The sequence below is a fragment of the Streptomyces sp. NPDC001204 genome, from assembly GCF_053598035.1.
Genome location: NZ_JBSFJL010000009.1, coordinates 153,258 through 171,807 on the forward strand (window position 1 = coordinate 153,258; position 18,550 = coordinate 171,807).

General features: G+C 71.2%; 13 protein-coding genes and 2 pseudogenes. 7 read left to right on the top strand and 8 right to left on the bottom strand.

All coding sequences use genetic code 11. The features are described 5' to 3' along the window. Window positions 1-788 precede the first annotated feature (788 nt). Both ACWC91_RS15465 and ACWC91_RS15470 read left to right on the top strand, forming a co-directional pair. Window positions 789-2,978, top strand: a complete 2,190-nt coding sequence (locus ACWC91_RS15465; RefSeq protein WP_450640247.1) for a chorismate-binding protein — start codon at window positions 789-791, stop codon at window positions 2,976-2,978. Window positions 2,979-3,186: 208 nt separating this feature from the next. Next, complete coding sequence (locus ACWC91_RS15470) at window positions 3,187-4,563, top strand: glycosyltransferase (RefSeq protein WP_450640249.1); 1,377 nt, start codon at window positions 3,187-3,189, stop codon at window positions 4,561-4,563. A gap of 957 nt (window positions 4,564-5,520) precedes the next feature. Here the strand turns inward: ACWC91_RS15470 and ACWC91_RS15475 are convergent. Then, window positions 5,521-6,444 carry a DUF2249 domain-containing protein gene (locus ACWC91_RS15475; RefSeq protein ID WP_450640250.1) on the bottom strand — a complete coding sequence of 308 codons (924 nt, stop codon included), beginning with the start codon at window positions 6,442-6,444 and terminating at the stop codon, window positions 5,521-5,523. A 654-nt stretch (window positions 6,445-7,098) separates the two neighbouring features. Between ACWC91_RS15475 and ACWC91_RS15480 the strand changes: the two are divergent. From ACWC91_RS15480 to ACWC91_RS15490, 3 genes and pseudogenes are all read left to right on the top strand, one after another. Beyond that, a pseudogene (locus ACWC91_RS15480) lies at window positions 7,099-7,410 on the top strand (respiratory nitrate reductase subunit gamma); the annotation flags it as partial. Window positions 7,411-7,502: 92 nt separating this feature from the next. After that, window positions 7,503-7,664, top strand: a pseudogene (locus ACWC91_RS15485) (vitamin K epoxide reductase family protein); the annotation flags it as partial. Window positions 7,665-7,740: 76 nt separating this feature from the next. Beyond that, window positions 7,741-8,004, top strand: coding sequence for a hypothetical protein (locus ACWC91_RS15490; RefSeq protein ID WP_376500747.1), 264 nt, complete (start codon window positions 7,741-7,743; stop codon window positions 8,002-8,004). Between the two features lie 261 nt (window positions 8,005-8,265). Here ACWC91_RS15490 and ACWC91_RS15495 read toward each other — a convergent pair whose 3' ends face one another. The 6 genes from ACWC91_RS15495 to ACWC91_RS15520 form a co-directional block, all read right to left on the bottom strand. Then, window positions 8,266-8,718, bottom strand: a complete 453-nt coding sequence (locus tag ACWC91_RS15495) for a DUF5707 domain-containing protein (protein ID WP_376500749.1) — start codon at window positions 8,716-8,718, stop codon at window positions 8,266-8,268. Window positions 8,719-8,855: 137 nt separating this feature from the next. Next, window positions 8,856-10,250: an LCP family protein gene (locus ACWC91_RS15500; protein WP_450640253.1), complete on the bottom strand. Its 1,395-nt coding sequence runs from the start codon at window positions 10,248-10,250 to the stop codon at window positions 8,856-8,858. 134 nt (window positions 10,251-10,384) lie between these two features. After that, window positions 10,385-11,458, bottom strand: coding sequence for a sodium:calcium antiporter (locus tag ACWC91_RS15505; RefSeq protein WP_450640254.1), 1,074 nt, complete (start codon window positions 11,456-11,458; stop codon window positions 10,385-10,387). A gap of 744 nt (window positions 11,459-12,202) precedes the next feature. Beyond that, window positions 12,203-13,339 (bottom strand): MFS transporter, encoded by a 1,137-nt coding sequence (locus tag ACWC91_RS15510; protein WP_450640300.1) that lies wholly within the window; start codon window positions 13,337-13,339, stop codon window positions 12,203-12,205. Between the two features lie 38 nt (window positions 13,340-13,377). Beyond that, a complete protein-coding gene (locus tag ACWC91_RS15515) occupies window positions 13,378-13,944 on the bottom strand; it encodes a Chromate resistance protein ChrB (RefSeq protein ID WP_450640256.1) in 567 nt (188 codons plus the stop codon). A 315-nt stretch (window positions 13,945-14,259) separates the two neighbouring features. Next, the gene (locus ACWC91_RS15520) at window positions 14,260-14,649 is read right to left on the bottom strand and encodes an ArsR/SmtB family transcription factor (protein ID WP_225077523.1); all 390 of its coding nucleotides are present in this window, start codon (window positions 14,647-14,649) and stop codon (window positions 14,260-14,262) included. A 94-nt stretch (window positions 14,650-14,743) separates the two neighbouring features. Here ACWC91_RS15520 and ACWC91_RS15525 point away from each other — a divergent pair, with 94 nt between their 5' ends. Both ACWC91_RS15525 and ACWC91_RS15530 read left to right on the top strand, forming a co-directional pair. After that, window positions 14,744-16,720, top strand: coding sequence for a heavy metal translocating P-type ATPase (locus ACWC91_RS15525; RefSeq protein ID WP_450640257.1), 1,977 nt, complete (start codon window positions 14,744-14,746; stop codon window positions 16,718-16,720). A 118-nt stretch (window positions 16,721-16,838) separates the two neighbouring features. After that, window positions 16,839-17,330 (top strand): hypothetical protein, encoded by a 492-nt coding sequence (locus ACWC91_RS15530; RefSeq protein ID WP_450640259.1) that lies wholly within the window; start codon window positions 16,839-16,841, stop codon window positions 17,328-17,330. A 216-nt stretch (window positions 17,331-17,546) separates the two neighbouring features. Here ACWC91_RS15530 and ACWC91_RS15535 read toward each other — a convergent pair whose 3' ends face one another. Further along, a complete protein-coding gene (locus ACWC91_RS15535; RefSeq protein WP_450640260.1) occupies window positions 17,547-18,443 on the bottom strand; it encodes an aminoglycoside phosphotransferase family protein in 897 nt (298 codons plus the stop codon). Window positions 18,444-18,550: the final 107 nt, after the last annotated feature.

The window sequence follows — 18,550 nt, forward strand, 5'->3', positions numbered from 1 at the left end:
CAACGTGCGACCGGCCAGCGGAATACGATTGCGCTCCAGCGGCTGCGTTCGCGCGACTCAGCCCTTCACGCTCGGCACTCGACTTTGCGATAGCTAACGATATCTGCGTGATCGGCAACTGGTCGCCACGCGGTACGCGCGGACTCCGGGCAGCAATCGGACGGGCGCGGCGCCCAAGCGGGCAAGCCGGAGTCCACCCAACCCCCGGCCACGCCATTCCCACATCCCGCCGGCCGCCCCGGACCGCGCGGCCCCACGCGGCCCCGCCGTCCGCGGACATCGGCAATCAGGGCCCGCTATCTGGCCACCCACCGCCCGCGCGCTCGACACTAGGGATTTTCCGGTGTCGTGCATGAGATCACTTAGGAAGGTGATGCGTACCCCGACCGGAAGGAGCGGGAGTCCGATGAGAACCACGGAACGGTCGGCCCACCCCCACCGCACTCGCCCTTCTGTGCACATCCACGCCCGGGAAGCACGAGCCCGGCCGAACCCGCACGTTCCCGTCAGCAAATAGACTCGGGCGAAATCCGGCAATTTGCTAATTCGGTTCCTCTTCAGACAGAGGAAGCGCCTTGTCATGACGTCCAGAATAGGGATCCGGCGCGTGATGCCCGCTTCATGACCGAAATACACTTGGCCGGAATCCACACACTTCTCCCGCCTTTCGGAAACCGAGCCACCCAATCCGCAGCACGGGGACCGACGCATGCCCCGGTTCCGGCTGACGACGCTCCTCCTCCGACGCCCTGGTTCCGGTCCCCGCACCTGCGGAGCGAGGACCCGCGATGCGCACTCTGCTCGTCGACAACGACGAATCCTTCACCCACAACCTGTTCCATCGCCTCGCCGAGGTGAACAACCGGGAGCCCGAGGTCGTCCGCCACGACGACCCCTCCTGGCGCCCGGGCCTGCTGCGGGACTTCGACAACGTGGTGCTCTGCCCGGGACCGGGCACCCCGCACGACCGCGCCGTCACGGCGATCGGTGCCGAGGTCTGCCGTCAGGACCGGCTGCCCGTGCTCGGCGTGGGTCTCGGCCACCAGACGATCGCGCTGGTGCACGGCGGCACTGTGGGCCGTGCGCCCTGGCCGTGCCACGGACGCGTCTCGCCCGTGCGGCACACCGGTACCGGGCTCCTTCGGCAACTGCCCAACCCGCTCGAGGCCGTCCGCTACCACGCGTTCGCGGTCACCGGTCTCTCCCCCGTCCTGGAGCCCACCGCCTGGGCGACGGACGACGGCGTGGTCATGGCGCTGCGCCACCGGAGTCTGCCGCTGTGGGGAGTGCAGTTCCACCCCGAGTCCGCCGGCACGGACACGGGCCGTCAACTGCTCGTCAGCTTCCGCGAACTGACGGAGGAGCACCGGAGATCCCGCCCCGGCCCGCCCCTGTTCGCCGGTGCCCCGCCACGGCGGGCACCGGTGGTCACCGCCACCGGTGCGGGGAAGGCGCCGAAGCGGCTCCCGGGCGCCGGCGACCGCGCGCGGCCCCCGCGCCGCAGGCTGCGGGTACTGGCCGAACGGCTGGAGACACGCTGGGAGGCGGAGACGGTCCTCGACCGCCTGTTCCGCCCCGGTGACCATCCCTTCTGGCTGGACAGCGGCCGCGCGGACGGCGGTCCGGGCCGGGTGTCCGTCCTCGGCAACGCGGACGGGCCGCTCGCCCGGGTCGCCACCGCGCACGTGGTCAGGGGCAGCGTGTCCGTCCGGGCGACGGGGCCCGCCGAGGTGGTCCGCAGTCCGTTCCTGCGCTGGCTCGACGAGGACCTGCGGTCCCTGGCGGTGGACGTCCCGGAGCTGCCGTTCGACTTCGCACTCGGCTGGGTCGGATATCTGGGCTACGAGTTGAAGGCCGAGTGCGGCGGCGCGAGGGCGCACCGGTCACCGGCTGCGGACGCCGTCATGGTCTTCGCCGACCGTGCCGTCGTCCTGGACCACGGCACCGGCACCGCGTATCTGCTCGCCCTGGCCGAGGAGGGGGACGAGGGCCCGGCCCGGTCCTGGCTCACCGCCGTCTCGGCGCGGCTCGCCACGGTGCCGCCGCTGCCCGTTCCGGCCGCCCGCATCCCGTCACCGGCCCGGCCGGCCCGGCTGCGGCTGCGTCATGAGCGCGAGCGGTACCTCAAGCTCGTCGCCGCCTGCCAGGACGAGTTGACCGCCGGCCACACCCATGGGCTGTATCTCGCCAACATGATCGAGACCAGGACGGACCTCGACCCCTGGCAGGCGTACCGCACCCTGCGGCGGCTCGCCCCGGCGCCGTTCGGGGCGTTCCTGGGATTCGGCGCGCTGTCCGTGCTCAGCTCCGCCTCCGGGCGTCTCCTGCGCGTCGACCGGCAGGGGTGGGTGGAAACGACGGTCACCGAGGGTTCCCGCCCCCGCGGGAGCACGCCGGAGGAGGACGCCCTGCTGATCGCGGACCTCGCCACCAGCGAACGGGAGCGGGCCGCCCATCTGACCCTCGTCGACCTGACGCGGCACGATCTGGGTTCCCGCGCCGGGGCCGCCGCGGTCACGGCCGATCCGCTGTTCGACGTGATGACGTGTTCCGCCGGGCACCGCATGGTGAGCACGGTCGGGGCGCGGCTGCGCCAAGGCACCACAGCCGTGGCGGCGTTGCGTTCGGCCTTCCCGGGCGGCTCCGTGACCGGCGCTCCCAAGCCGCGGACGATGCTGGCCCTGGACCGGCTGGAGAGCGGGCCGCGCGGCGTCCACACCGGGGCGATCGGTTACTTCTCCCTCTCGGGAGCGGCCGACTTCGGCCTCGCCACCCGCACGGCGGTGCTGAGCGGCCGGCGTCTGCGGTACGGAGTCGGCGGCGCCGTCACCGCGCCGTGCGACCCGGATGCCGTGTTCGAGGAGACGGCACGCGAGGCCGAGCCATTGCTGTCCCTGTTGGGCGCGCGGTTCCCGGGGCACGGCACGCAGGAGGCCCCGGGTGTCGCCCTGCAGGGCTCGCGCGGGCGTCGTCTCTAGGCCCGCTCCTGATCCGGCTCTGTGAGCGCGGGGCGAGGTGCTCCTCGACAGCCCCCGTCCCGCGTCCGGGAATGTGCGCACCCGCTTCAACAGGAGGTCTAAGGATCTTCCGGCATCCGGCGTGAGATCACAGTGCCGGGCGATGCGGATCGCCCGGGGAGGTGCTCCCCCGTCCTGCCGGCCACCGATGAAAGGCACAAGGCACTTCATGGATTCCGCCCGACGGCCGATCCTGTTCGTCAGTCTCCCCGAGAGCGGCCTGCTGAACCCGCTGCTGGTGCTGGCCGGTGAACTCTCCCGCCAGGGCGTGGCGGACCTGTGGTTCGCCACCGACGAACACCGCAGGGAGGACGTGCGCAGAACGGCGGAACGCGCACCGGTGCGGTTCGCCTCCCTCGGCGAGGTGATTCCCGAGCTGTCGGCCGTGACCTGGCCCGACGACGTCTACCGGGAGGTCACGCAGTGCTCCCGCTTCCGGGCCCACCGCGCCGTCATCAAGCAGTCCTACAAGCCCGCCCTCCAGGCCGAGAAGTTCCACCGGCTCCAGAAGATCGTCGAAAGGGTCCGGCCGACGCTCATGGTCGTCGACTGCATGAGCGGTTTCGCCGTGGACCTGGCGGTCGCCCGGGGCATCCCCTTCGTGCTGAGTGTGCCGTTCCTGCCCAGCAACGTGCTGACCTCGCACAGTCCCTTCGCCAAGGGGCTCACCCCGCGTGACTTCCCCGTCCCGCACTCGGGGCTGCCGCGCCGGATGAACCTGGCGCAGCGGGTGGCCAACGAGCTGTTCAAGTTCCGTACCCTGGCCATGTTCTTCAACCCGGTCATGGGCAAGGTGCTGTCGAAGGACGCCCGTCTCCGCAAGGAGCAGGGACTTCCACCACCCAACCCGATGACGCGGATCGACAGGGCCGAGCTGGTGCTGTGCAACTCGGTCGCGGAGCTGGACTATCCGTTCGACATCCCGGAGAAGGTGCGCCTCGTCGGCGCGGTGCTGCCGCCGCTGCCGGAGACCACCGGGGACGATCCGGTGCGCAAGTGGCTCGACGACCAGTCGTCCGTCGTCTACATGGGCTTCGGCACCATCACCCGGCTGACCCGGGAGCAGGTGGGTTCCCTGGTGGAGGTGGCCCGCCGGCTGGCGGGCGAGCACCAGGTGCTGTGGAAACTGCCCGCCGAACAGCAGCACCTGCTGCCGGCGTCCGATGAACTGCCGGGCAACCTGCGCATCGAGAGCTGGGTGCCCTCCCAGCTCGACGTCCTCGCCCACCCCGGCGTCAAGGTGTTCTTCACCCACGGCGGCGGCAACGGCTTCCACGAGGGCCTCTACTTCGGCAAGCCGCTGGTCGTGCGCCCCCTGTGGGCGCACTGCTACGACCAGGCGGTACGCGGCCGGGACTCCCGGGTGAGCCTGACCCTCGACCACCCGGAGACCATCGTCGTCGACGACGTCGTGGACAAACTCACCCGGGTTCTGGGCGAGCCGTCCTTCCACGAGAACGCCGAACGCATCGGCGCCCTCCAGCGCGCCGCGGGCGGCCGGACGGCCGCCGCCGACCTCATCCTCGGCCTTCCGGCCCTGGTCTGACGGTGAGCGGCCTTCACGCATCCCGGTCCGCCGACTGCAACGGCACCGCGCGCGGCGTCGCCCGCCGGAGTCGGCGATGGACTCGGCCGCCGCCTGCGGCGGACAGCGGCCGACACCCGGTCCAGCGATGCGTACGCCGCCGGACCGGGTGATGCCCTCGGCCCCTCGGCCCAGGGGGCGGCGCTGGAAGGACCCACCGCAGGATCCTGGCCGTCCTGACGTGCCTACGGGCCTGACCGGGCCACGGCCCGTCGTGACCTGCCGACGGGGCGCCGAGGGTTGGCGTCACCTGTGCTCCGGGCCGAGCGCCGGGCGCAGTGCGTCGACGATCAGGGCGAGGAGCCGGACGATCTTCTCCGGCTCGTCGGTCGTCGTGGCGGAGAGGAACACGCCGAGGAGCATCATCGCGACGTCCTCGGGGCCGGCGTCCGAGCGCGGCGAAACCGGCCTGGGCGGGGTCGTGGTTGGCGGCGGCCGCCGAACACCTCCGGCGGCAGCCGTCCGGCTGCGCGTCGACGGACTCGCCGTGGGGCGCGGCCTGGCCGGTCAGCAGACGATGAACGGCTTGTCCGCGACGTTCTGGTGCTGCCGGCGGATCGCTCGCACACCGCTCACCGCGGCCTCCGTACGGGATGGGTACGCATCGTGCGTCCGGCCGCCCGCGAGTCAGGGCAGACGTGGCGGGCGGCCGGACGGTGACCGGTCCGGCCCGTGCGCGGCGCCCGCCACGGGGGACGGCGGTGGAATCGGCCGCGCGGGCGCCTTGTTCGGTCGTGCACGGGATACCTCCGGATCGGTCGGGAGCCAGCATCCGGCGTCAGGCGGTCCTGGGGCAGTGGCCGAAGAGCCCACGGACATGGGCCGACTGTCCCTGGTTCCAGTGATCACGACGCAACGGGCGGCCGCCGCCCTGGTCGGCGATGGCGGCGGCCGCCTGCCCGGAGACGGGTGAGTCCGTCAAGGACGGTGCGGGTCCGCGCCCAAGGCGTCCGCCGTGGCCACCAGTGCCGCGCCGAGGCCGGTCAGCACTCCGCCCAGGCCCATGACCAGCGTGGTGAGGTGCCAGGCCTGGTAGGCGGACAACAGCGAGCCGCGCAGCGTCTCACCCATGAAGGCGGTCTGACGCAACTGGGCGAGTTTCTCGTCGTCGTCCCCCGTGGCGTGCAGCTCCTCGGTGATCTCGGCATACGTACGGCCGCCCGTCGCCTGGGAGACATGCTCCTTGATCAGCTCGGCGTAGGCGTGGGCCTGGGCACCGGTCTCCACGCTCCGGCCGGCGAGAGCGGCGAGGTGGGCGGGCAGCCCGTGGGCCGGGAACGTGATCCGCTGCGCGGCCAGTTCGGTACGGATCTCCCTGCGGCCCATACCGCCGCGCAGAACCATGACGGGTCCGGCGGCCATCAGGGCCGCGCCGGCCATCCTGACCATTACGCCGGTCCGGCGGTGCGCACCATCCATGACATGCCCTCCTGGTTTTTCTTCCTTGGCCTGGTTTTCCTGGTGATGGACGCGGCGCGTACGAGGACGCTGGGCGCCTCGGCGTCCGCGGACCGCGCGGGCGGCCGCAGCGGCGCCAGGTAGGCGACAGCTGAGGCGCAGCCGCCGGACTTCGGGCCCCCGTTGCGGGTACTCCACCGCGAAGACACCGCGGTCCCGCTGCTCGACCCGCGCGAGCAGCGGCAGCGGCAGCGGCAGCGGGTCGCGCGGCGCGACGAGCCCCATGGCGCCGCCGGCCGGAACCGCGTCCGGCGCACCGAAGACCGTGGCATGGCGCAGGGCACGGGGTGCGGACCGCACACCCAGTTCGGACACGGCCTCCTCCTCCGCACCACCGCAGCCACCGCCCTCTTCCGCCTCGCCGCCCGATATGTCCTCCACCATCTCAGGACGCTGCGGTCTGGAAGCGTCGTCCACGGGCGTGTCCGCGGACGTCCGGGAAGGAGGCCGTCCGCCACCGTCCCCGACGCAGCGCACCAGGCGGCCGGGCACAGGTACGGGACGTGGCGGAGCACCGCCCGGCCGATGGCACCGAGCCGGACGGCGACCGGGCCAGGAGCGCGCCGCGGCTGCTTCAGCCCGTGGACACGAGAAGGCGTGGCCGGACAGCCGGACCTGACGGCCCGTATCCGCTCCCGGCCGGTCACAGGCCAGGATCGCCGTGCCACGGCGGTCGGCGCCTGAGCCGACCGGCCCTCCGGTACTCCCCATGGCCCCTGGTCACGGCTCCGAACGGCCCCTCGGTGGAGGGCGGCTCAGAGATTCCGCACGACACGCACGGCACTGGTCGTGCGGGGGTTCATCGGCCGGTTCGTCTCGTGACGCATCCGGCTCCGCCCGGACGGGGGTGAGGACCGGGCCGGTAAGTGTTCCCACAGGGCCGTTCGGCCCCGGGCCCGGAGCAGGGCCCGGCGCCTAGCGTTCGTGGCCATGGAGAACGACGAGATCGCGCGCCCGTCGCAGCGGCGCGCAGGGCAGGGCCGGCCGTTGGCCGCCCGTCGGCCGCTGACCCGTCGCGAGGTGTCGGCCGACGGACGCACCGCCGTGCACAACGTGTTCGGCGGCGGCTACGACTACCGCACCACCGTCTCGGTCTGGTTCCGCGGCGCCTTCACTCTCCATCCGCATCCCGAGGCGACCACCGGGGCACCGCCGCTGTTCCAGTTGCACGCCCTGAGCGCCTGCCTCCTCTGCGGCGCCTGGCCGTTCACCCGCCTCTTCCACGTGTGGAGCGCCCTGGTCGGTCACCTCGTCCGCCCCTACCTGGTCCACCGGCGGCGGGCGGCCACTCCGGCACCCGCGGTGAGGGGCGTTCCGGCCGCCGAGTCGCGTTCCTGGCGGGCCGCGTGAGTCCGGCCCGCACAGGACGGCCGGGTCGTCGCACCGGTTGGCTGCTGACCCTGACCGGCGCCGTCGGCTGGCTCGCCTCCTTCGCGCTCACGGTGGACGACTGGCGCCTGCTCAAGGACCCGGGCCATGAACCGCCGTGCAACATCAGTCCGATCGTGAGCTGCGGCAGCGTCATGTCCAGTCCGGAGGGGAACGTGTTCGGCTTCCCCAACATGCTGCTCGGCCTCGGCGCCTTCGCCGCGGTCGCCGTGCTCGGCGTGGCCGTGCTCACCGGGGCCCGTCTGCACCGGGCGCTGTGGCTGGCCGTGAACACCGGCGGGCGTCGTGTTCGTGCACTGGCTGATTCACCAGTCACTGTTCGGCCTGGGCCGGCTCTGCCCCTACTGCGCCGTGGTCCGGGTCGTCACCATCGCCCTGTTCCGGTACGTCACCCAGCGCAACCTCAGGCACGGAGTCATCCCCGCACCGGCGGTCGGCCGGATGGTGCTCACCCTGGTCCTGGAGACGCACTGGATACTCCTCGCGGCCTGGTACGGAGTGATCGCCGTCCTCGTCCTCACCCGGTTCGGGCCCTACTGGAGCACTCTGCTGTGAGCGGGCCACCAGGTCCCTGGGGCCAGGACCCTGGAGCCCTTCGTCACCCCGCACCTGTGCGTGGCGACCCTGCGACGCACCGACCTCCCGGCCGACCGGGAGGTTCGCGACACGCTCTCAGGCTGAGGCCGTCAGCTCCAGGGCGAGGACGGCCTCGACCAGGCCGGTGACGCGGGTGGCACTGCACCGGAACTTGCGCGGCAGTCGCCGGGTCGGGTGCGCGTCATCGTCCGCGCTCTCCCGGTCATGCGGGTGTGCCGGTCATCGGACGGTGAAGCCGGCCGCCTTGGTGTCCAGGGTTGTGGTGCCGTCCTTCGCGGTGGCCAGGACGGCGACGTGCCAGACACCGCGCGGGGACGACTCGGCGTCGGCACCGGTGACCTTGACGGTGTAGGTGCAGCGCACGGTGTTCTGCCCGGAGGGCTTGCAGACGGCCGACTCCGCGGCGGCCATGTCCTTGGCGGTCAACCCCTTCTCGGCGAAGGACGAGTTCTGCGGCCAGGCCAGCACCTTCACGCTCTTGACACCGGAGGACGCCGTGACGTCGGTGACGAAGGCCAGCGAGCCGTCGCGGTCCCCGTCGGGAGCGGTGTAGCGGGCACTGCTGTGCGCCGGCGCCGGAGCCTGCTCCCCGGCGTGGGCGAGGGCGAGGGCACCGGCACCACCGAGGATGACGACACCGGCGGCCACGGACAGAGCGATACGTCGGGACATGGGATTCTCCGTAACTGTCTCAACACTGCATCGGATCGGCGCCAGTGAGCTGCGCCGCTGCACCGATACTCGCCGCGCGAGGGTGCGCCGGACATGAGCGCGCATACTCAACCCGGCCTGAGTAAGCCGCCCGGACGTCAGCCGTCGAGGGTGGGCATGTCGGGGCCGATGGTCAGGGTGACCGTGGCAGGGGCTGATTGCTCGGACAGCGTGGGCGTCACGCCGGGCAGGTGGCCGGCGAGCGCCTGAGCCTGCTCCGACTGGCCCTGGGCGTAGGTGAGGGTGGTTTTGCCGACGCGGTCGGGGGCGTTGCCGGTGGCGGTGATCTGGAAGCCGAGGGCGCGCAGTTGGTCGGCGACCTTCAGTGCCGCGCCCTGGGTGCCGGTGCCGTTGAGGACGGTGACGTGCACGGTGCTTGCCGGGGCGGGCAGTTGGGTGGTCGCCTTCTTCAGGTCGGCTTTGGTCGTCTCCTGGTCGTGGTTGAGTGCGGTGAACAGCTGCCGGGCGGCGGGCTGCTGCCAGGTGACGTTGGCCTTGTCGGTGGGCACGTCGTGCTCTCGCGGGTAGTTGGGGACGGTCAGGAAGGAGATCCGGTCGGTGGCTATGCCCTTCACGTTGGAGGCCAGGCTGTACAGGGGGTCGATGCCGGCCAGGTCGGAGTCGGTGGTCAGCGATTTGGTCGCGGAGTTCAGGAAGCCGTACAGGGCGGTGGGGTTGTACAGCTTTGACTTCGCGCGGTCGGCGAGGGACTGCATGAACTCCTGCTGGCGTCCGATGCGGCCGATGTCGGAGCCGTCGCCGATGCTGTAGCGGGCGCGCACGTAGCCGAGGGCCTTTTCGTCCTTGACGATCTGGCAGCCGGCCTCCAGGTCGAGGTGGGCCTTCTTGTCGTGGATGGCCTGTTCCGGGCAGACCTCAACGCCGCCCAGGGCGTCGACCATGCCGGTGAAGCCGCGGAAGTCCACGATCAGGAAATGGTCGATGCGCACATGAGTGTTGGCCTCGACGGTCTTGATGGTGCAGGCGGCGGCCTTGGCCGTGTCGCCGGTGGTGCCGCCGATCGCGAACGCTTCGTTGATCTTGAAGCGGTGCGGGCTGGACGTCGAACCGTTGCCCCGGTCGCAGGCAGGTACCTCTACCCAGGAGTCGCGGGGGAAGGAGACGACGGTCGCCCATTTCCCGTCGCCGCCGGTGTGCAGCAGCATCAGGGTGTCGGACTGCATCGTCGTGAGGTCCTTGCCGTAGGCGTTCCCGAGGCCTTTGCGGCTGTCGGAGCCGATGACCAGGATGTTCTGGCCTCCGCGGGTGGCCTTGGGCCGGTTGTCGCCCAGCGCGTCGCCCAGATCCGCTCCCTTGATGTTGCCGTCGAGGTGCGTGTACGCCCAGCCGCCCACTCCAGCCACGCCGAGCACGAGGGCCGAGACGGCGAGCGCCACCCAGCGGCCGATCCGCCGTTTGGGACGCCTGCGCCGACGCCGCCCGGCCGGCTCCTGGTTCTCCACGGGTGATACGGATCTTCTGTGTCCGGCCATGACAGCTCAGGTCCCTTGTGTCGTGCGCTGCTCGCGCGGTGTGAAGAAGCGGCCCGACCGCCGGCAGACAATGCCTGCGAGGCGTCGCCATCGCTGCGCCGCCGCTTGGGCCCAGGCGGCAGCGCGGCAATCGCTCAGCCGAGGAGGGGAATCAGCCCGAGGGCGAAGAGCACATAGAAGCCGACCGCGACCGTGAGGCGTGCCGGGGTGAGCCTGTTCGCTCGCATGGTCAGCAGCAGGTAGACGATCGCGGCCATGGTGATCAGCCCGGACCACAGCAGGGCGCTGTCGAAGTGCCAGCTGGTGAACAGGAGGCCAAGGCCGGAGGGGACGGTGGCCTGGATCATCATGGCGCCGGAGATGTTCGCCAACGCGAGCTTGGTCTTGCCCTGGCGTACCCAGATCACGGCGTTCATGATTTCCGGCAGTTCGGTGGCGATCGGGGACAGCAGCAGGGCGGTCACCGAGGCGGACAGGCCGATCATCGGGCCGATGGCGTCCAACTGCTTCACGAACAGCTGCGAGGCGAAGAAGATCACCGCGAGGGTGACCAGCGTCTGGGCGACGACGGCCCAGGTGGCCGGAGAGGCGGCCTTGGGCTGGAACTTCAGCGGCTCCAGCTCCTCCTCCTCGCCGTCCTCGTCCTGGCCACCGCGGATCTCCCGCCAGAAGTAGACCGCGTAGGCGGCGAAGAACAACAGACCGAGTACGGGCTTGAAGGCGAAGGCGACCAGGCCGAGCGCCACCTTCACGATGAAGATCGGCAGGAACCACTTCTGGTCCTTGGCCAGCCGTTTCATGTCCTTCGCGGTACCGAGGGCCTGCTCAGCGCCACTGGCCGACTGGGCGGGCGTGTCGGGGCCGCCGCCACCCGCGGCGACCAGCGCGGCAGTACGCTCGCGCTCCTTGCGGCGCTTGAGCAGCAGCATGGCGCCGGTGACGCCGTAGGCGACGGTGGCCAGCGCCAAGGGGCCGCCCATCGCGGCGCCGACGCCGATGTCCTTGGCCTCAGCGGTCGCGCCGGTGGTCACCGCCACGAGCGTGACCACGGACTCGGGCAGTGCGGTGCCGAAGGCGGCCAGGATCGTCCCGACCGCCATCTTGCCGACGTTGAGGCGCTCACCGAGCCACTCGACGGCGTTGACGAACCACTCACAGGAGAGATAGATCGCCACCGCGCAGACGATCAACAACACGAAATGGATCACGGTCTCGGTTCAGCCTTCCCGCAGCGGCGAGGGCTTCGAGAACAACCGCGCGAGGGGAATGGCGGCAGCTTCGACCCCGCCGACACGCATACGTCGTCGACAAAGGGCCGAAGGTCTCGCCCACCCGCACGCAGCGCGGGCCCGGCCACCGGGAACCCGGTGCGGGGTTCCAGTGTGTCGACGACCGGTATTGCAGGGCTACTCCCCTTCGCGACCGCCGAGCATACATGGTGATTCGCCATGCCCCAACTGGGCACGGCACTCCTGGTCCGGCATCTCCTCGCGGCCGTCAAGCTCGGCGTCGAAGGCACACTCAGCCTGCGGGCAACAACGCGGTCACCGTCCGTTGCCACCACGCAGAACTGGGGAAGCAGAAGGCTTGTGGCGTGAAGCAGGCCGTGGCCGCCGCAACCCTGTACGGGATTGACCCGGCGAAGGCGGGGTGTACAGCACGGAAGCACAGCAACCGCCGCGACCACAACCGCGCGCCCCGGTCGAGCTCAGCAGCCGTAACGCGCAGATACTCACCTATCATGCTCATGACCGGAGACTAGACGAGGCCTCTGACAGCGGTGGTCGAGCAGACCGTCTCAGTTTCCGTCTCATTCGGCCCCGTTCAGGAACGTGTTCATCTGAGCCGCCGTTCCGGTTCCAATCTGGTCGCAAGCCGCCCACGAACCCAGGTGAACGCCCCTGAGAGCGTGCGCCCTGAATCAGCAGGTGCGAGTGCCTGTGGTGCGGGTTTCACTCTCCGGCGGGCCGACGCCGGAGGACCGTGAGCACCGGGCCGAGCGCGAGGACGACGCCGAGAACGGCGAAGCCGTGGGTGAGGGTGGTGAGCGAGGCGACCGCCGCGACGAGCAACGGGCCGCCCGCGTCGCCGAGTTCGCGGCCGAGTTCGGCGGCGCCCATGGTCTGGCCGAGACGCTCCGTTGGAGTGCTTGCGGCAAGGGCGGCGAAGCCGAGCGGGGTGATCAGACCGGTGCCGGCGCCGATCAGCGCTGCACCCAGGAGCAGCCCGGTAAGACCCGGCAGCATGGTGCAGCCCAGTCCCACGGCGGTGAGCAGCAGCCCTGCCGCGATGCCCGTACGGGTCGTCAGCCGTCCGTGGTCCAGTGCCCGTCCGGCCTTCGGCTGGACCACGGCAGCACAGGCGACCAGGACCGACACTGCGGCACCGGTGGCCACCGTGCCCAGGCCTGCCGCCCGGCCCGAGACCGGCAGGAAACCCACCCCGATCGAGAGTGCGGCGGTCGCCGCGGCCAGGGCCGAGGTCGGGGCGAGGAAGGCCGGGTCGGCCAGGCGCCGGGCCAGGTCGAGCACCGTCTGCCGGGCCTTGGGCAGCGGCGGTACGACCGGGACGGCGAGCGCGGCCCACACGGCGACCGCCGCCCCCAGCACGGCCAGGACGGTGAACAGCAGGCGCAGGCCCCCGGCCCACACCAGCACTCCGCCGAGCAGCGGGCCGAGGGTGTGGCCGACCGACTTGTGGAAGCCATAACTGCCGAAGGCGCGGCCGTGCTTGGCCGCCGGGTTGAGACGGGCGACCAGCGCGGAGGCCGACGGGGAGAAGGCGGAGGCCGCGACGCCCTGGCCGAGGCGCGCGGCCCACAGCCGGCCGGGGCTGTCCGCGACGACGTACAGGGCGGACGCCGCGGCGAAGGCGACGAGTCCGCCGAGCAGGACCGGGCGTGCGCCGATCCTGTCGGCGAGTGTGCCGAAAACCGGCTTGAGCAGTACCTCGGCACCGTCGTACAGGGCGAGGAGGCCGCCGAGCACCAGCAGCGAGGTGACCGCGCCCCGGGCGTGGCCGCCGAGGCTGGCGGCGATTCCGTGCGCGCCGAAGGCGGTGGTGAACCCCGCGGCATACAGCGGCCACATGTGCCGGGCCGGAGCCGCCTGCACCGTGGGGGCCGTGCTCACTGTTCCGCCTCCGGGACCTGGTGCAGGGCGGCGAAGACACGCTCGGCGTAGTCCTCGCAGGCGGCCACGCACTGCTTGAGCCGCTCGCCTGCCCTCGCCGCCTCCGGGGTCCCGAACACGTCGCGTGCCGTCAGGTCGCGGTGCCAGCGCCGCAGCCGCTCCAGCGACTGCTCCTCTTCCTCCAGCTCGGCCAGCGTGAACTTGGCCGTGCGGATCTCCTTGGCGAGCTCCGCCTCGAACTTGCCGCAGTCGGCGAGGAACTCCGCCCAGTCCGCGGACCGCGCGGCAGCGAACATCTCCTGGAGACGGACGGCGTCCTCAGGTCCACGCCCGGAGGCATTCAACGTCACGACCTGGCCGTCCGCCTGCTCGGTCAACGTGACCGCCCGCGCGATGCCGTCGGCGAAGACGGGGACGTCCGGTACGGCCCAGATGCCCTGGCCGAGCGAGAGCGCCCCGATCCTGCGCAGCTCCCGCCAGACCGCCACCCGGTGCCGCGACGGCTGGGCAGGCAGTTTGATCACAAGGATGAGCCAGCGACTCACCGGTTCCACAGTCGCCACACCTTGAAATGTAGCAAGTGTTACATCCAGGCGTGTACGAGCGGGCGAACGTGAGGGGACGGGAGTAGTGCAGGCGCGGGCTGCGCCCAGTGGCGCAGTCGGCGCGGGGCCCGGCCCGCTCGGCCGCGCCATCGTCACCGTGGATCCGCAGCTTCCGGTCGGGATGCCGGGCGGCGACGGCGGCGAACGCCTCGGCGAGAACGGCCCGTTGCCGCATCAGGCGGCGTTCGCCCTGCCGTCGGCCGACGGAGTCAGCCCATGCCGAGCGGCGCTCCCTGAGGTGCGCCGCCGAACTTCCCCGGCCGTCGGCCCGACTCAGTCGACAGCGGCGGGCTCCGAGTGCTCGGCCGGGATGTCACGGACCCCCAGGCGCAGGTGCTCGACGTGGTAGAGGGCCTGGTCGAGGAGTTCAGCGACGTGGTTGTCGTAGAGGGCGTAGATGATCGACCGTCCTCGCCGCTCACCGGTCACCAGACCGAGGTTGCGCAGCAGGCGAAGCTGGTGGGAGCAGGCGGAGGCTTCCATGCCGACGGCCTCCGCGAGCTCGCCGACCGAGCACGGCCCCTCCTGGAGACGGGCCAGGATGTACAGCCGGGAGGGCGTGGCGAGGGCCTGGAGGGTGGCGGCGACGTCCGTGGTGCCGACCGTGTCAAGGCGCTCGCGGGTGGTGGCGCTGCTGGTCGTGGTGACGCGTCCGTGGCCCATGACCTCCATGATACCGACGACACTTGAAGACCTGTTCACATGTTCCTGTACGGTGGAGGTGTTGCCGCGTCTGCCCGCGAAGGGTTGTTTTGTCATGTCTTCTGTACTGGACCAGCGGTCCGCGCCGCCCGTCGGCGGCCCACGGCCCGCCCTGCTCCGGCGCCCCACTCGTCTGCCGGCGCTGCCGGAGGCACGGTGGGCGCTCGCGGCCCTGTTGCTGTTCCTGCTCGCTCTTCCTGCCTACTTGCTCGACGGTCCGGCGTGGCTGTGGGGGACGCTGTTCGCCGCGACCTACGTGACCGGAGGCTGGGAGCCGGGCTGGGAGGGCCTGAAGGCTCTGAAGGACAAGAAGCTGGACGTGGACCTGCTGATGGTCGTCGCGGCCCTCGGGGCCGCTGCGATCGGGCAGATTCTCGACGGCGCGCTGCTGATCGTCATCTTCGCCACCTCCGGCGCCCTCGAGGCGATCGCCACCGCCCGCACCGCGGAGTCCGTGCGCGGCCTGCTCGACCTCGCCCCCACGACCGCCACCCGGCTGCTGCCGGACGGCACCGAGGAGAGCGTCGACACCGAGCGACTGGCGGTCGGGGACACCATCCTGATCCGCCCCGGGGAGCGGATCGGTGCCGACGGCCAGGTCCTCGACGGGGTCAGTGACGTGGACCAGGCCACCATCACCGGCGAACCGTTGCCGGTGGCCAAGCAGGCGGGTGACGAGGTGTTCGCCGGCACCGTGAACGGCACCGGCGCCCTGCGCGCAAGGGTCGAGCGGGATCCGTCGGACTCGGTGATCGCCCGGATCGTGAAGATGGTCGAGGAAGCCTCCGAGACCAAGGCTCCCACCCAGCTGTTCATCGAGAAGATCGAGCAGCGCTACTCGATCGGCATGGTCTTCGCGACTTTCGCCGTGTTCGCCGTCCCGCTCGCTTTCGGCGACACGCTGCGGTCGGCGCTGCTGCGGGCGATGACGTTCATGATCGTCGCGTCGCCGTGCGCGGTGGTGCTCTCCACCATGCCGCCGCTGCTGTCGGCCATCGCCAACGCGGGCCGCCGCGGTGTGCTCGCCAAGTCCGCCGTCGTCATGGAGCGCCTCGGCCGGATCGACGCCGTCGCGCTGGACAAGACCGGCACCCTCACCGAGGGCACGCCCCGCGTCACCGACCTGCGGCCGCTGTCCGGCAGCGACCTGGACGAGGGTTCGCTCCTGCGGCTGGCGGCTTCCGCCGAGCACCCCAGCGAGCATCCGCTCGCCCGCGCCGTGGTCGCCGCCGCCCGTGAGAAGAACCTGCCCCTGGCCGAGGCCGGCGACTTCACCTCCAGACCGGGACAGGGCGTCACCGCCACCGTCGACGGCCACACCGTCCAGGTGGGATCCCCTGCCCGCCTGCTGGACGGCTCCGCTCACGAGTCGCACGGGAAGGTGGTGGCCGAGCTGGAGGACACCGGCCGCACCGCCGTGGTGGTCCTGCGTGACGGGGTGCCGGTGGGGGTGCTGGGCATCGCGGACCGGCTGCGTCCGGACGCGGCGGCCACCGTCGCCGCGCTCACCCGGCTGACCGGCCGCACCCCGGTACTGCTGACCGGCGACAACGAGCGTGCCGCACGGTACCTGGCCGCCGAGGTCGGGATCACCGAGGTCCGCGCCGGACTGCTGCCGCAGGACAAGGCGGCCGCGGTGAAGGAGTGGGAGGTCGAAGGGAAGCGGGTGCTCGTCGTCGGTGACGGGGTCAACGACGCCCCCGCGCTGGCCGCGGCGCACTCCGGGATCGCGATGGGCAAGGCCGGCTCCGACCTCGCCCTGGAGACCGCCGACGCCGTCGTCGTCCGCGACGAACTGGCCACCATCCCGTCCATCGTGCAGCTGTCCCGCACCGCGCGCCGCCTCGTCATCCAGAACCTGGTCGTCGCCGGGGCGTTCATCACCCTCCTGGTCGCATGGGACCTGATCGGCACGCTCCCCCTGCCTCTGGGCGTCGCCGGACACGAGGGGTCCACCGTCATCGTCGGCCTCAACGGCCTGCGCCTGCTGCGCGAGGCCGCCTGGCCCCGCCTCACCAGGGACACCGCTTGAGCAGACGCGCCCGGCGCGCTGCCCCCGCCCCGGGGGAGGCGCGGCGCACCGTCACTGATCCCTCACCACCGGCATCGCACTGCCCTCCGGCGACGCGTCCCTGCGCCGCTTCATCGATGTGACCTCGCCGACGTCGGAGCCGCCGCAGTGGTGGTCCGCCGATTTCTTCACCGCGGACGTCCGCACACGGCTGTTCACGCACTACCGACGCGAGGAGGACACCGAGATGGAGAGCGGCAAGCTGGACGAGGAACTGGCCAGGATGAGCGACATCGCGTCACTGGTGACGCCGGGAGCGATGGTGCTGTTCAACGAATCCTTCGCCGCGACCAACGAGCGCGAGGGCTCCGGGATCGGCTGCCAGGTCACCCGTGCCCTCCTGGACTCTGGAGTCAAGGTTCTGCTGGTCACCCACCTGTTCGACCTCGCCTACGGCCTGCACGAGCGGCCGCCGAAGGAGGGCGCGGTGTTCCTGCGTGCCGAGCGCCGGGCGGACGGCAGGCGTACCTTCCGCCTGGAAGTGGGCGAACCGCTGCCGACCAGCTTCGGCGAGGACCTGTACCGGAACGTCTTCGGCGAACCCGCTCGAGCACCACGCCTCGCGGGGTGAGTCCGTGGTGTGCGCCCGGCCACTGTCCGTCTGCCGGCTCCGCATCCCGCCGATGAGAGTGGTGGGCCGGTTCACCGACAGGCTGAAGAGGACACTGAGTGCCCGGTCTTGGCCTGCTCGTCCTCCACCTCGATACGGAAGGCCCCGAACAGTGCGGTCGCCGACCACCTTCAACTGGCCTGCCACCTAGGCCAAATGAAACGGAGAAGCAAGAACCTAACGCTCACTCAGAACACGGTCGAGCGCTGCCCGGCCTGCGGGGCCCCATGGCGGCTTGCCGCCAGGAAGGCCCCGATCTCCGTTCTGGCCCATAAGCATGAGGAACAGGCTCTTCAGAGCAGCCAACCCGCGGGCGCGCCGGATCGTCGCCTCGTCCGCATGCGCGTACACGTCGAAGAACCGTGAGGCGGCGCCCGCGGGAAGGACCACCCACGCGGCCGCGAGGTCCCACGCCGGATCGCCGGCGAACATGTCACCGAAGTCGATCACACCCGAGAGCGTGCCGTCCGCGACGACGACGTTTGCGGGATGAAGGTCACCGTGCACCCATACCGGCGGGCCCTCCCACTCGCGGGCCGCGGCGGCATCATCCCAGACGGCCCGGACGTCGTCGGCAACGCCGCCGGGTGCAACGGCTCGAAAGAAGTAGTCGAAGCCGTCCGTGCACTTCTTGGGGTGAGCGCCGCGGTCCGAACTGTTCGGCGCCTCGGCGGGAGCCTCCACATGGAGCGCACTGAGGAAGCCCGCCAGGGTGTCGGCCGCGTGGTCGCCGCGGCTGATCGAGGTGTGGTCCAGCGGCTCGCCGGGAACCCACGTCATGACGGTCCAGGGCTTCGGGAAGCGCGCGGACGGTTCACCGATCCGCACAGGGTTCGGGACCGGGAGCGGCAGGCGCGGAGCCAGGACGGGCAGCCATCGGCACTCCTTGCGCTGGAGATCCGGGGCACGTTCCGTACGCGGCATACGCACCGCCAACTCGTCCCCGAGGCGCCACTGCTGGTTGTCCCATCCACCTGCTACCTCGCGGATGGCCAGCCCTGCAAGGTCCGGATGCTGCTCCTGCAGCAGGTCGTGGACCAGGTCTGCGGTGATCTCGATCTCGGAGTCGGCCATGCGAAGCCACAGTACTGGGACAGGCGGAGCGACCCTCGCTCTCCGGAAGATCCAGCCACGCAACCTTCGCTGTGAGAGATCAGCGGACGCCCCTCTTCGGCCAGTGA